This window comes from Brevundimonas sp. FV1ps31S (assembly GCF_058681265.1).
On sequence record NZ_CM178735.1, the window covers coordinates 2,643,568 to 2,657,342 of the forward strand.

At 66.6% G+C, this 13,775-nt stretch carries 13 protein-coding genes; 6 read left to right on the top strand and 7 right to left on the bottom strand.

The features are described from left to right. Window positions 1–5: 5 nt before the first annotated feature. Window positions 6–884 (bottom strand): branched-chain amino acid aminotransferase, encoded by an 879-nt coding sequence (locus tag ACVPT3_RS12660; protein WP_492041229.1) that lies wholly within the window; start codon window positions 882–884, stop codon window positions 6–8. Between the two features lie 82 nt (window positions 885–966). Between ACVPT3_RS12660 and ACVPT3_RS12665 the strand changes: the two genes are divergently transcribed. Genes ACVPT3_RS12665 through ACVPT3_RS12675 form a run of 3 tightly spaced genes read left to right on the top strand, consistent with a single transcriptional unit; the run spans window position 967 to window position 3,620 of the window. Further along, window positions 967–1,704: a response regulator gene (locus ACVPT3_RS12665; RefSeq protein ID WP_304935615.1), complete on the top strand. Its 738-nt coding sequence runs from the start codon at window positions 967–969 to the stop codon at window positions 1,702–1,704. A gap of 16 nt (window positions 1,705–1,720) precedes the next feature. Beyond that, window positions 1,721–3,103, top strand: a complete 1,383-nt coding sequence (locus tag ACVPT3_RS12670) for a sensor histidine kinase (protein ID WP_492041230.1) — start codon at window positions 1,721–1,723, stop codon at window positions 3,101–3,103. A gap of 40 nt (window positions 3,104–3,143) precedes the next feature. Next, on the top strand, window positions 3,144–3,620 hold the full coding sequence (locus ACVPT3_RS12675; RefSeq protein ID WP_492041231.1) for a hypothetical protein: 477 nt from the start codon (window positions 3,144–3,146) through the stop codon (window positions 3,618–3,620). A gap of 156 nt (window positions 3,621–3,776) precedes the next feature. On the opposite strand, the gene ACVPT3_RS12680 is transcribed toward ACVPT3_RS12675, so the two are convergent. The 3 genes from ACVPT3_RS12680 to ACVPT3_RS12690 form a co-directional block, all read right to left on the bottom strand. Beyond that, window positions 3,777–4,583 (bottom strand): pyrroline-5-carboxylate reductase family protein, encoded by an 807-nt coding sequence (locus tag ACVPT3_RS12680; RefSeq protein WP_492041232.1) that lies wholly within the window; start codon window positions 4,581–4,583, stop codon window positions 3,777–3,779. Then, a complete protein-coding gene (locus ACVPT3_RS12685; RefSeq protein ID WP_492041233.1) occupies window positions 4,583–5,086 on the bottom strand; it encodes a type III secretion system chaperone family protein in 504 nt (167 codons plus the stop codon). Before ACVPT3_RS12685 ends, ACVPT3_RS12680 begins: the two co-directional genes overlap by 1 nt. Before the next feature lie 76 nt (window positions 5,087–5,162). Further along, the gene (locus tag ACVPT3_RS12690; protein ID WP_492041234.1) at window positions 5,163–5,462 is read right to left on the bottom strand and encodes an accessory factor UbiK family protein; all 300 of its coding nucleotides are present in this window, start codon (window positions 5,460–5,462) and stop codon (window positions 5,163–5,165) included. A 174-nt stretch (window positions 5,463–5,636) separates the two neighbouring features. Between ACVPT3_RS12690 and lgt the strand changes: the two genes are divergently transcribed. The 3 genes from lgt to pgeF are packed head-to-tail and all read left to right on the top strand — an operon-like array spanning window position 5,637 to window position 8,355. Further along, the gene (lgt, locus tag ACVPT3_RS12695; RefSeq protein ID WP_492041235.1) at window positions 5,637–6,506 is read left to right on the top strand and encodes a prolipoprotein diacylglyceryl transferase; all 870 of its coding nucleotides are present in this window, start codon (window positions 5,637–5,639) and stop codon (window positions 6,504–6,506) included. After that, window positions 6,503–7,588 carry a class I SAM-dependent methyltransferase gene (locus tag ACVPT3_RS12700; protein ID WP_492041236.1) on the top strand — a complete coding sequence of 362 codons (1,086 nt, stop codon included), beginning with the start codon at window positions 6,503–6,505 and terminating at the stop codon, window positions 7,586–7,588. Before lgt ends, ACVPT3_RS12700 begins: the two co-directional genes overlap by 4 nt. Then, window positions 7,585–8,355: a peptidoglycan editing factor PgeF gene (pgeF, locus tag ACVPT3_RS12705; protein ID WP_492041237.1), complete on the top strand. Its 771-nt coding sequence runs from the start codon at window positions 7,585–7,587 to the stop codon at window positions 8,353–8,355. The genes ACVPT3_RS12700 and pgeF overlap by 4 nt, the downstream gene beginning before the upstream one ends. 192 nt (window positions 8,356–8,547) lie before the next feature. Here pgeF and lpxC read toward each other — a convergent pair whose 3' ends face one another. From lpxC to ACVPT3_RS12720, 3 genes are all read right to left on the bottom strand, one after another. Next, complete coding sequence (lpxC, locus tag ACVPT3_RS12710; protein WP_492041238.1) at window positions 8,548–9,447, bottom strand: UDP-3-O-acyl-N-acetylglucosamine deacetylase; 900 nt, start codon at window positions 9,445–9,447, stop codon at window positions 8,548–8,550. A 202-nt stretch (window positions 9,448–9,649) separates the two neighbouring features. Continuing rightward, a complete protein-coding gene (ftsZ, locus tag ACVPT3_RS12715) occupies window positions 9,650–11,251 on the bottom strand; it encodes a cell division protein FtsZ (protein WP_492041239.1) in 1,602 nt (533 codons plus the stop codon). A 229-nt stretch (window positions 11,252–11,480) separates the two neighbouring features. Then, window positions 11,481–13,511, bottom strand: a complete 2,031-nt coding sequence (locus ACVPT3_RS12720) for an alpha/beta hydrolase family protein (RefSeq protein WP_492041240.1) — start codon at window positions 13,509–13,511, stop codon at window positions 11,481–11,483. Between the last annotated feature and the right edge of the window lie 264 nt (window positions 13,512–13,775).

A 13,775-nucleotide genomic window follows, 5' to 3' on the forward strand; every position in this document is an offset into this window, starting at 1 on the left:
CCGCCTTAGGCTTGGCGGCGCACCAACCGGCCGTAGGTCTCCATCAGGTCCAGCGACAGGGCGCCCGGCGTGAAACGATAATCGCCGACCTCGGCCACCGGCGTCACCTCGACGGCCGTGCCGGTCAGGAAGCACTCCGAGAAGTCCGACAGTTCTTCCGGCATGATGTCGCGAACCACGACCTCGATCCCCTTGGCCTTGGCGATCTCGATCACCGTCTGGCGAGTGATGCCGTCCAGGATGTGCTCGACCTTGGGCGTGTGAAGCACGCCGTCCTTGACGAAGAAGACGTTGGCGCCCGTGGCCTCGGCCACATAGCCGCGCCAGTCCAGCATCAAGGCGTCGGCATAGCCGTTCCGCTCGGCCGTGTTCTTGGACATGGTGCAGATCATGTACAGGCCGGCCGCCTTGGCGGTCGTCGGCGCGGTCGCCGGATCGGGGCGACGCCACTTGGACCATTCCAGCTTCAGGCCGCGCGCCTTGACCTCGGGGTCGAAATAGCTGGGCCAGTCCCAGACGGCGACCGCCAGGTGAACCTTGTTGTTCAGAGCCGAGACGCTGGTCTGTTCCGGGCCCAGATAGGCGACCGGACGCACATAACAGTCGGTCAGACCGTTCTTGGCGCAGGTTTCGTTACAGATGGCGTCGATTTCAGCGACGCTGTAGGGTATCTCGAAATCGAGCAGGTTCGCGGACCGCTTCAGGCGCTCCGAATGCGGCGTCAGCTTGAAGATTTCGCCGCCGTACATACGCTCACCTTCGAAGACCGACGAGCCGTAGTGGAGGGCATGGGTCAGAATGTGCGTCTTCGTTTCCCGCCAGGGCACGAATTCGCCGTCCATCCAGATCCAACCATCACGATCGTCGAAAGGAACCAAGGCCATTGAAACACGTCTCCCGCAGAACTGTCGGTGTTAGAGCCGCCCGAATCGCTCAGGTCAACGCCCTGATCGCCGGGAATGTCGCATGAGCCTGGCCGAAACGCGCGCGCACGGCCGTTCGGGCCCCATCGCCGGTCCCGGCGTAGGGCGCCATCTGCTGATCGTCGACGACGACGACCGGATCCGTGAACTGCTGAAGGAATATCTGGCGCGCGAAGGCTATCGCGTCACCGGCGCCGCCCACGCCGCCGCCGCCAAGCGGATGATGGAGCTGATCGAGTTCGACCTGGTCGTGCTGGACGTCATGATGCCGGGCGAAAGCGGCCTGGACCTGACCTCCTGGGTTCGCGCCAAGGCCGAAACCTCCAAGACCCCGGTCCTGCTGCTGACCGCGCGCGGCGATCCCGAGGACCGGATTGAAGGTCTGTCGCGCGGCGCCGACGACTATATGTCCAAGCCGTTCGAACCGCGCGAACTGGTGCTGCGGATTGAGGCCATCCTGCGCCGCACCGGCGGCAAGCCCATCGGTCCGCGCGAGATCAAGCTGGGAACGGCCGTGTTCGACATGGAGCGGCTGGAGCTGATCCGTGACGGCGCGCCCCAGCGCCTGACCGAGGCCGAGGCCCAGTTGCTGAAGACCCTGGCCCTGCATGCCCACGCTCCGGTCGAGCGGATGAGCCTGTCGCCGGACACCGCGGACATCACCGGCCGCGCCGTCGACGTTCAGGTCACCCGCCTGCGCCGCAAGCTGGAAGCCGACCCCAAGAACCCGCGCTATCTCCAGACCGTGCGCGGCGTCGGCTATATGCTCGCACCCGACTGAGGCCGGTAAGGACGCCATGCGGCTGCTGCCCGCCCCCCTGTGGCCGCGCTTCCTGAAGCGGCGCCTGCCGACCTCGCTGTGGGGCCGGTCGCTGCTGATCATCGTACTTCCCGTGCTTGTCATGCAGGTGGTCGTCACCTGGATCTTTTTTGACGCCCACTGGCAGACGGTGACCGCGCGCCTGTCCGAGGGCCTGGCCGGCGACATCGCCTGGGCTGTCGAAAGCTATGAGGATGATCCCAGTCCGCGAAATCTGGACCGGCTGGCCGATCGCGCCGAACGCTCCATGTCCCTGTCCATCGCCCTGCAGGAAGGCCGCAGCCTGCCCACCGAACAGAGACGCGGCCCCATCGGCGTCGTCGACCGGGTGCTGGACAAGGCCCTGGCGGCGCGTCTGGACCGCCCCTACTGGTTCGACACCACCCGTTACCCCGCCTATGTCGACATCCAGGTGCAGGAGCCGCAGGGCGTGCTGCGCATCATCGCCCCGCGCGAGCGCGCCGTGGCGACCCAGGCCCATATCTTCGTCCTGTGGCTGACCATCGCCACGGTGCTGCTGATGTCGGTGGCCATCCTGTTCATCCGCAATCAGGTCCGCGCCATCGAACGTCTGGCCGACGCCGCCGAGGCCTTCGGACGGGGCGAGACCGTGCCCCGGTTCAAGCCGCATGGCGCGCGCGAGGTGCGGGCCGCCGCCGTCGCCTTCCTGGCCATGCGCGACCGTATCCAGCGCCACATCGACCAGCGCACCGCCCTCCTGGCCTCGGTCAGCCACGACCTGCGCACCCCCCTGACCCGGCTCAGGCTGGAACTGGCCCTGGCCCCGCCGTTCAAGCGTCAGACCGCCATGCGCGGCGACCTGGACGAGATGGAGCATATGATCGACGAATATCTGGACTTCGCTCGCGGCGAGGCCGGAGAACCGCCCCAGCCTATATCAATCCCAGACCTGCTGGCGGCGGCCGGCGAGGATGCGAAACGCGCCGGGGCCGAGGTTGAACTGAAGGTCGCCGACGGCCTTACCGCCTCCCTTCGTCCCCTTGCCTTCAAACGCGCCCTGGTGAACCTGGCCGGCAACGCCGCCGCCCACGGCGAGCAGGTGCGCCTGTCGGCCCGCTCCCTGGCGTCGGGCGGACTTGAGATTACCGTAGAAGACGACGGCCCCGGCATTCCCGAAGAGATGTACGACGAAGCCTTCCGACCCTTTTCGCGGCTGGACGAGTCCCGCAATCAAAACCGCAAGGGGGTCGGCCTCGGTCTGGCCATCGCCCGTGACGTGGCGCGCGGTCACGGGGGCGACGTCACCCTGGACCGCAGCGACATGGGCGGACTGAAGGCAGTCATTCGCGTGCCCGGACAGGTCTCAATCGTCGCCCCCTCTAGCGAAACGGCGCCATAAGGGGCATCTTCATTTCCGACAGGGCATGGAGACAAATACGATGCGTAAATTCGCCTTCTTCGCCCCCCTGGCCGCGACCCTCGCCGTCGCGGCCATGGCCCAGGCGCAGAACCCCACCGTCAACGTCACGGTCGGCCCCCAGCTTCAGCGCGAGATCGAAAAGCTGGGCGACCGCGAGGTCAACGAACAGATCGCCGGCCTTCAGGCCGAGGTCGCCAAGGCTTTGTCGGAACGCTATCCCGGCGCAACCGCCAATCTGGTCCTAGTCGATCTGAAACCGAACCGGCCGACCTTCGAACAGATTCGCCAGACGCCGGGCCTCGACCCGATCCGCAGCGTCTCCATCGGCGGCGCTGCGATCAAGGGCGAGATCGTCACCGCCGACGGCCAATCCCGGCCGGTCGAGTTCTCGTACTTCTCGCCGAACATTCGCGATGTCTGGGGCTACAGCGTCTGGCGTGACGCCGACCGGGCCTTCGAACGCTTCGGCGACCGGATCGAGCAAGGCCGCTACTAGGGTCCCTCTCCCACCGGGAGAGGGCTTGAGCGCCCGAGAGCGTAGCGATCGGTCTTGCGCGAAAGGGTGAGGGGCACGGTGGTGCGAGTTGGCCCACCGCCGGTCCCTCATCCGGCCCTGCGGGCCACCTTCTCCCAAGGGAGAAGGAAATAGTCCTCAGCCCATCTCGCGATTTCGCCGCACGGCCGCCGCAACCGTTTCGTCCAGCATGACCCCCAGACGGCCGTCTTTCGCCAGGGCGTCCAGCCCGGCGCGCGTCGAGCCGCCGGGTGAGGCGATCCGGCCTATCAGCGCCTCAAGCGGGTCATCCCCCATGGAATCCGCCGCCGACCGCAGGGTCGCACGGGCCAGGATGTCGGCCGTGCCGGCATCCAGCCCGGCCGCCTCACCGGCGCGCGCCAAGGCCTCGGTGAAGGCGTAGAAATAGGCGGCGCCCGATCCGGCCACCGCCGTCGCCGCGTCCATCAGGGCCTCGTCCGCCAGCACCACCGTCTCGGCCATCGGCTCGAACAGGGCCTGACCCAGCGCCCGCGCCCGATCGCCCGCCGACCAGACCGAGGCCACGCCGCGTCCGCGCGACACGCCAGTCGTCGGCATCACCCGCACGATGGGCCAGCCGCCGATGTCTTCCGCAAGGGTCGTGGCCGTGACGCCGGCCATGACCGACAGGATCACGGCGCCGTCGCCGAGAAAGGGCAGCAGCGGCGTCATCACCTCGCGCCACATGGCCGGCTTGACCGCCAGCACGATCACGCTCGCCTCGACCAAGGCCTCCAGCGGCGGATTGATGCGCGCGCCATGGGCTCTCGCCGCTTCCGACGCGGGCTTCTCCGAAGGACTGAGAATGATCAGATCGGCGGCCGCGACGGTCTGCGTCAGTAGCCAGCCTTCCAGAATGGCCGAGCCCAGTCGGCCGCAGCCGACCAGGACGACGGGGCCGGCCACTCGACCTAGGGCCGACATCAGGCGTTGCCGACCGTCTCGAACAGGCAGGCGTCGATCGCCTCCTGCGGCTTCTTGTTGCCGCGCACCATGAAGTCGAAGGCGGGATAATAGCGATCCGCCGCCTCGATGGCCGCGTCGATCATCGACGCCGCCTGGGCCAGGGTCGGCCGTTCGCCCATCGGCAGGGCCAGCGAATGGCGGAAGACGACTTCCCCGTCCTCGGCCCAGACTTCGAAATGGCCCATCCAGGTGCGCTGGTTGATCAGGCCGACCAGTTCGTGAGCGGCTGTCTTGCGGCTCTTGGCCACCTTGAGGTCCAGGGCGCAGCACAGTTGCAGACAATCCCCTTCCGGACGCCAGGCGAACCACAGCTCGTAATCCTTCCAGTCCCCCGCCAGCGCAAAGGCGAGATCGCCGTCGTCAGTGCGGTCGAACGGCAGGTTCTCGGCCGTGAGAACATGCTCGACGACCTCAAGCGGGTCGAAGGGCGTGTCCATTTCCTCGGGCCGGGCGATGTCCATCAAGTCTCTCGATTCGCGCTGCGTCCGCGAGAATCGCGGCCGTTAACAGAGTGGTAAGCCTGTTCGCGGATTCGGCTCAACCGGCTGCGTCCCCGGGTTGAGTTCCATCTGTGGACGTTCCCGCCGCTGGCTTGCTCGACGCCTTGCCCGCCGGCTTCTTCGCCGCCTTCAGTTCGGCGATCTCGGCCCGCAGGGCGGCGATCTCGTCCTTCAGCACATCGAACTCATCGCGGCGCACCAGATCCATCTCGGCGGCGATCCGGTCGGCCTGGGCGCGCCAGGCGGTCTTGGCCTCTTCGCCGGCGGCCTGGGCCAGGCCCATGGCGCCCGTCGTCAGCTTGGCGAACTCGTCCAGAATGGGATTGCGGGTCTGCATCGAAGGCTCCGACTCAAACGTCGTTAAGACAGGATCACCAATCATGGTGAACGAAACCTTTCTTTCTGCTGCTTCGGGGGCGCCATCAAGGCGTCGTGATGCGTCTTCACAGGCGACGGCGGCGGCGGCGCTTGCTAAACCGCCCTTTGAGACAGGCCAGCACAGGAACGCCCCTTGCCCTTTCCCGAATTCGATCCGGTCCTGATCCATCTCGGACCGCTTCCGATCCGCTGGTACGCCCTGGCCTATGTCGCCGGCATCGTTCTGGGCTGGTGGTACGCCGCACGCCTGGTGAAGACCGAACGCCTGTGGACGCCGGGCAAGCCGCCGATCAACACCACGCAGCTGGACGATCTGGTGCTGTGGATCGTGCTCGGCATCATCCTGGGCGGCCGCCTCGGCTACGCCCTCTTCTACAAGCCGATCATGTACGCCCAGTTGTTCACCGGCCAGACCCTGGGCGAGCGGTTCGAGCTGTTCCAGCTCTGGACCGGCGGCATGAGCTTCCACGGCGGGTTCCTGGGCGTCTGCCTGGCCATCGTGCTCTATGCCCGCAGCCAGAAGATCGACATGCTGCGTCTCGGCGACGTCGTCGCGCCGGTCGTGCCCATCGGCCTGATGTTCGGCCGCCTGGCCAATTTCATCAACGGCGAGCTGTGGGGTCGCGAGACGACCGTCCCATGGGCCGTCCGCTTCTGCAATGATCGCATTCAGCAGATGTACGGCTTCTGCCCCGCAGGCGACGCGCCCCGCCACCCCAGCCAGCTCTATGAGGCTGGCTTGGAGGGGATCGTGCTGCTGTCCATCCTGTCGCTGGGCATCTGGAAGTTCGATCTGCTGAAGAAGCCGGGCTACATCACCGGCCTGTTCCTGGTCGGCTACGGCGTCTGCCGCGCCGCGCTGGAGAATGTGCGTAAGCCCGACTTCGGCATGCCCGACTTCCCCATGGGCCTGACCATGGGGATGATGCTGTCCATACCGATGATCCTGGTCGGCGGCTGGCTGATCTGGCGCGCCTGGAACCGGCCGCCCGTCTCCGCATGACTTCGGTCGACAGCCTGAAGACCCGTCTGGCGCGCGAGATCGCCCTGACGGGGCCGATGACGGTCGCCGACTATGTGACCCGCTGCCTGCATGATCCCAAGGGCGGCTACTACGCGTCCCGGCCGGCGTTAGGCGAAGGCGGCGACTTCATCACCGCGCCCCTGGTCAGCCAGATGTTCGGCGAACTGATCGGCCTGTGGGCGGTCGAGACCTGGAACCGGCTGGGCGCGCCCGAGCGGTTCCGTCTGGTCGAGGTCGGCCCCGGCGACGGGACCCTGATGAGCGACGCCCTGCGTGCGGCCCGCCTGGTTCCCGGCTTCCTCGAAGCCTGCGATATGGTGCTGATCGAGCCCAGCCCGCCCCTGCGCGAACTCCAGGCCAAGGCCCTGGCGGGCGCCGATCTGTCGCCCCGCTGGGTGCGCGACCTGACCCGGATCGAGACCGACGCCCCGGTCATCCTGATCGCCAACGAGGTGCTGGACTGCCTGCCCGCGCGCCAGTTCGTCCGCACCGACGGCGGCTGGGCCGAACGCCGCATCGGCGTCACCGATGACAATGACCTGATCTTCGGCCTGACCGCGATTTCGGGCGGGTTCGAAAAGCCCGGCTTCGAAATGGAGCCAGGCGAGGTGTTCGAGATTTCGGAACAGCAGGCGATCTTCGGCCGCGACCTGGCCGGGCTGATGAAGGCCGCCTCGGGCGCCGCCCTGTTGATCGACTACGGCCGCGCCCGGCCCGAGGCCGGCGACACCCTCCAGGCCCTGCGCCGCCACCAGAAGGTCGATCCGCTGCAAAGCCCCGGCGAGGCCGACCTGACCCAGTGGGCCGACTTCCCGCGCGTGCTGGAAGCCGCCGTCCGCGCCGGCGCCGACGTCACCGGCTGCCTGGCCCAGGGCGAGTTCCTGAGACGGCTGGGGATCGAAGCCCGCGCTGAACGGTTGAAGGCGGGACGGCCCGACGCCGCCCCCGTGATCGACCGCCAACTGCACCGCCTGACCGCCGAGGACCAGATGGGAAGCTTGTTCAAGGCCGCCGCGATCTTTTCCCCCCGCGCCCTGATCGTGCCGGGGTGGGACCTGTGAGCGACCTAGCCCCCATCACCCATCCGCTGCTGACCGCCGCCGGCTTCGACCACGGCTTCTTCACCCGCGCTGGCGGCGTCTCGACCGGCCTCTATGAAGGCCTGAACGCCGGCGTCGGCTCCAAGGACGATCCGGCCGCCGTGGCCGAGAACCGCCGTCGCGTCGCCGCCCATTTCGGCGCCGACTCCGACCATCTGAACGGCTGCTATCAGATCCATTCCGCCGTCGCCCGCGTCGCCGACGGCCCCTGGCAGGGCGACCGGCCCGAGGGCGACGCCGTCGTCACCGTTGAGCCCGGCCTGCTCTGTTCGGTCCTGACCGCCGACTGCGCGCCCATTCTGATGGCAGATCCCGAGACCCGCATCGTCGCCGCGGTCCACGCCGGCTGGAAGGGCGCTTTGGGAGGAGTAGTCCATTCCGCCGTCGCAGCCATGCAGGCCCTGGGCGCAGATCCCCGTCATATCCGCGCCGTCGTCGGCCCCTGTATCGCCCCCGCCAGCTATGAGGTCGGCGTCGATTTCCAGGACCGTTTCGCCCACCACGACCCCGGCAGCGAACGCTTCTTCCATCCGGGCGAAAGCGACGACAAACGCCGGTTCGACCTGCCCGGCTTCGTCCTGTGGCGCCTGCAACAGGCCGGCGTAGGCCAGGCCGTCTGGACCGGCCACGACACCTGCACCGACGCGGCGCGCTTCTACTCCAACCGCCGCGCGTTCCAGCAGGGCGAGCCGGATTTCGGCCGATTGATCAGCGTCATCGGGGTTTAGGCGCCCGCACGGTAATTCTCCCTCCCCGTCCGGGGAGGGCGTCGCGCAGCGACGGGGTGGGGGCGGCCCGGCAGGGACGCGCTTTCTTCCAAAAAGATAAATCAGCGGACCGGCGCCCTGCCCGTCCCACCCGGCTTCGGCTGCGCCTTCGCCCCCCTCCCCCGCAGGGGGAGGGGGGCGAAGGCGCGCTTGTCACCCCGCCTGCGCCATCTCCGGCACGCGGGTCACTTCACGCCAGGCATGGGGCGCGGCCAGAAGCGCGCGGACCAGCTTGTTGTTCACGGCATGGCCGGCCTTGTAGCCTTCGTATCGACCCAGCAGGGGCGCGCCCAGGACGTAAAGATCGCCGATGGCGTCCAGCGCCTTGTGACGCACGAACTCGCGTTCCATCCGCAGGCCGCCGGGGTTCAGGATCTCGTCGCCGTCGATGACCACGGCGTTCTCCAGCGAGCCGCCGCGGGCCAGGCCGGCTTGACGCAGGGCCTCGACCTCGTGGGCGAAGCCGAAGGTGCGGCAAGCCATGATTTCTTCGCGGAAGGTCGGCTCGTCGACGATGAAGTCGATCACCTGGTTGCCGATGACCGCCGAAGGGAAGTCGATCTCGAACCGCATTTCGTAGCGATCGCAAGGCAGCAGGGCCGCGTGTTTGTCGCCGTCGGTGACATGAACCGTCTCGAGGATCTCGATATAGCGTTGCGGCGTGGCCTGAGGCCTAAAGCCGGCGCGGTCCAGCAGATTCACGAACTCCAGCGCAGACCCGTCCAGGATCGGCAGCTCCGGTCCGTCCACCTCGACCACCGCGTTCGAAACGCCCAGCGCACAGAAGGCCGCCATCAGATGCTCGATGGTCGACAGACGCACGCCGGTGCCGTTCTCGATCATGGTGTTCAGGCGGGCGTCCACGACGGCCTCGCCCGAGACGGGGATACGATTGTCGCGATCGGTGACATCCGTGCGCACGAAAACGATGCCCGTGCCCGCAGGCGCAGGACGAACCGCCAGCCGCACCCGGCGGCCGGTGTGCACCCCGACACCGGCGATGATCGCCGGCGCGACGATGGTGCGCTCGTGATGGTCGTTTCTGACCGACAAACTCAATCTCGCTTCAACCTGTGCGCTCCGCCTTGCTTTGCGGATTGCGCCTCACCGCCGATCTAGCGCGGCCGGCTCAAGCTCGAAATGAAAGTCGGGTTTCGGATTGTTTCGTTCCGGGACTCGCGCGTCTGGAGCCCCTCACCAAAGAAAACGCCCCGAAACCTGGGTTCCGGGGCGCGATCTTCAGAATTTCAGTCGGTCAGTTTGCGAGCCGGCGGAGAAAAGAAGGAATCTCCAGATCGTCGTCAGCCTCGCCGGCGGTCGGCTGCGGCTGGGTCTGCGGCTGTTCAGCGGTCCGCATCTGCGACGTCGGACGGGCGCTGTAGGTCGGCTCGGGCTGGGGCTGTGCGCGCTTTCCCCGGCCGAACAGGCTCCAGCCGCTGCGACGGTGATCACGGTCGTCATAGTCTTCGACGGCCGGTTCCGGCGACCGGGCGGCGTACAGATCGGGTTGCGGCTCCGGTGCGCGGGGCGACTGCGCCGACGGGCTGCGGGTCGTCTCATATTCCTCGACCCAGGGATCGACGATCGGATCCAGGGCGCGGGGGGCGGGTTCCGCGACGCGGATCACCGGCTCCGGCCGAGGCTCCGGGGCAGGAGGGGCCTGAAAGGTCGGGACGACGGGCGCCGGTTCGATGCGGGGTTCAGGCCGGGCCTCGAAACGGGGCTCGGGCGCGCGTTCAGCGCGGGTGGGCTCGCGATAGGTTTCCCGGGCCGGCTCGGGCGCGGTGCGCGACGCCTGGGTTCCGTACAGGCCGCCGGCCGAACGACGGGCGCCGTGGTCCGCCAGGGGGGCGGTCGCGGCAGGGGCCGAGGGCTCGACGCGTTGAACGCCGCTCTCGTCCATGCCGGTGGCGACCACCGAGACGCGGATCTTGCCGTCCAGCGACGGATCGAAGGCCGCGCCGAAGATAATGTTGGCGTCGCCGTCCACTTCGGCCGAGATGGCGTTGGCCGCCTCGTCGACTTCCAGCAGGGTCATGTCCAGACCGCCGGTGATGTTCACCAGCACGGCCTTGGCGCCCTTCAGGCTGGTTTCGTCCAGCAGCGGGTTGGCGATGGCGTTCTGGGCGGCCATCAGGGCGCGGTCATCACCGGAGGCCTCGCCCGTGCCCATCATCGCCTTGCCCATTTCGGACATGACGGCGCGCACATCGGCGAAGTCCAGGTTGATCAGGCCCGGCAGGATCATCAGGTCGGTGATCGAGCGCACGCCGGAGTGCAGCACCTGGTCGGCCATGCCGAAGGCGTCGGCGAAGGTGGTGCGTTCGTTGGCGACACGGAACAGGTTCTGGTTCGGAATGACGATCAGGGTGTCGACATAGCGCTGCAGCTCGGCGACGCCTGCGTCGGCCAGGCGCATCCGGTGACGGCCTTCGAAGGTGAAGGGCTTGGTCACCACACCGACGGTCAGGATGCCGCGATCCCGCGCGCATTTGGCGATGACGGGCGCCGCGCCGGTGCCGGTGCCGCCGCCCATGCCGCAGGTGATGAACACCATGTGCGCACCTTCCAGGTGCTGATGAATCTCGTCGGCCGACTCCTCGGCGGCGTTCATGCCGACTTCGGGGTGGGCGCCGGCGCCCAGACCTTGAGTAATTGTCTCGCCCAGCTGGATGCGGCGGTCGGTCTTGGCGAACGACAGATGCTGCGCGTCGGTGTTGGCCACGACGAACTCGACCCCTTCGAGGCCGGCGTCGATCATGTTGTTCACAGCGTTGCCGCCGGCGCCGCCAACGCCGAACACGACGATGCGGGGCTTCAGTTCAGTGTGTTGCGGCTTGACCAATGAAAGCGACATTCTGTTTTTCCGACCTTACAACCCAGCCCCCGGCTCCAAAGCGAACACCCCGCCGAATCGCTTTGGTTATGAGCGCGTTAATGATTGCGCCCACGAGGGTTAAGAGAAGGTTACGGCGATAATGTGAGTCGGACTCGAGAACAGCACAAACCACGAGCTTGGCCGCGTTTTACCCAAAAAAAGAAGGGCGGGCCGAAGGCCCGCCCTTTACGATTCAGCAACGCTGCGGTCAGAGCCCGCCGGGCCCGCAGTCATTCTTGAAGAAGGTCTCCACGCTGGTCAGGATGTTGGCGAAATTCGCCGGCGTCCAGGTGTTCAGCGTGTGCTCCATGTCCGGAAGAACAGTCAGCTTGACTGTTTTTCCGGCCGAGCGCATCGCCGCCGCCATGGATTCGGACTCCGACGGCAAGACCCGGGTGTCGCGGTCCCCGGTATAGAGGAACAGCGGCACGGTGATCTCGTTGACACGCCGCAGCGGGTCTTCGCCATCCGCCGTCGGGTGCTGGAACTCACGCAGGAAGCGACTGTTGTAGGTCCCCTTCTTGAACAGGGCGATCGTCGCCGGACCGGCGCCTGCGGCGGCGCACTGATAGATGTTGTTGGACCGGACGGCCGCCATCATCGAGGCGTAGCCGCCGTAGGAATAGCCGTGCATGGCGATACGATCGGGCGCCGCGACGCCCTGGGCGATCAGGTAAAGCGCCCCGTCGTCGTTGTCGTCCTGCATCTTGCGGCCCCATTCGCCGTCGCCCGCACGCCACAGCCGTTCACCCCAGCCCTGCGACCCCCGGAATTGAGGCTGCAGCACCGCATAGCCTCGCGCGGCGAAATACTGGGTCCAACCGGTGACGTCCCAGGTCAGATTATCCCGCGACCAGGGTCCGCCGTGGGGCGTGATGATGGTCGGATAAGGCCCCGGGCCATGGAGCTCCGGATCCGGCTTGGTGAGGAAGGCCGGGACCATCAGACCGTCGCGCGCCTCATATTGAATCAGCGTGGTCTCGCCCAGGGGCGCCCCCTGCAGTTCGGGGTAGGCGCGACCGAGCAGGCGCACGCGCCCGCCCGCCAGGATGTAGTATTCCGGCGGAACGCGCGGGCCCGACTTGGCGATGATGATGACGGACCGATCATCCGAGGTCGCCGACAGCGAGATATCCGCGCCGTCGCCCACCGAGAACCGGCTCCGTTCCCCGGTTTCGATATCGATCCAGGACACAGGAACCGTGTTGATGTTGAGAACCTGACGGAGGTTCTTGTACGCCTCGTCCAGATTGGGGTCGGTAAAGAAGGTCCGGTTGCGCTCGCCGTCATATGTAAAGCCGACGACCTGCCCAAAGTCGGCGGGCGCTCGCGAGCGGACGACGCCGCCGGCGTCGAACAACGGGTGGGCGAAGGCGATGTCTCCGAATTCGCGTTCACGAATCTTGTATTCATAGATCGCCGAGCGATCCCGCCCCTCCGTCTTGCTCACGAAGACGATGTTGGGATCGTTGGAGAAGGCGACGACCTCGATCGGTTGACGGTCCCGGGCGTAATAGCGGAAATGCTCGGACCATTCGCCGGTGTCGGGATTCTTCAGCCACTGGCCGATGAAGGCGGCACCATTGTCGAAATCAAACTGAGACTTGGCGCGTATTTCACCGTCGAGATCAGCGATTTCACTGCTGAAACGTTCTGATCCGCGCTCCACGCGCTCGGCCCGGCCCGTATAGAGATTCAGCCGATATTTGTCCCCTCGCATCGGATCCGAGACGATAATGCTTTCCGGGTCCTGCGGCAGATCGCTGATAAGGTTCCCCACCCCGACAATGGCCTGTTGCGTCGCACTCAGCCCGTCGAACTCGAGTGAATTCCGGGCCGGCTGCCCTTCCAGGGTCAAGACCAGGGAGCGCTGCAGGAAGCTGCGTTCGCGCTGACCGCTGAATGGGTTGAAGTCTCTCAGCTGCTGGGTGGTGACGAAAAGCCGGTCGTTCTTGATGAACTGGGCGCCGACGACTTCAGCGCGCGCGTCGTCGGAACCGATGATGAACGGCGCCTTCTCCATGTCGTCGGTCGACCACAGGGCCACGACACGCTTCTTCCCGTCAGGCGAAATAACGGCCACAATATGCTTCCCGTCGGGCGAAACATCGACCGAGGCGATAGCGGGGCGGCGCGCAAAGGCGTCTGCAGACGGCGGAGGCGCTGCATTCTGCGCCGCGCTGACGGCGAATGCCGGCGGGGCGCTGGCGAGCGCAATCACCGCGAACAGCCCCCTCACCCAAAATTTCCTATTATAATTCATAATCTTGCTTGCCCCCGTCGAGTGTACCCGAAACTTCAATCTCTGCATCAAAACACCGCCGTCTCATCCACGCAAGCACGGTCGACGGTTCGCCCGCCCAGTGGGCGGGGCCATCCGATTTGTTACCATTGCGTGATATCAAAGCGACATGCGACACCAACTCGACACGTAGTGGACACATTTGGCTTGGCTCTCCTCCGCTTTCACGCAAGGTAACGCCGTCCTTCGGAGCGCTCTGGC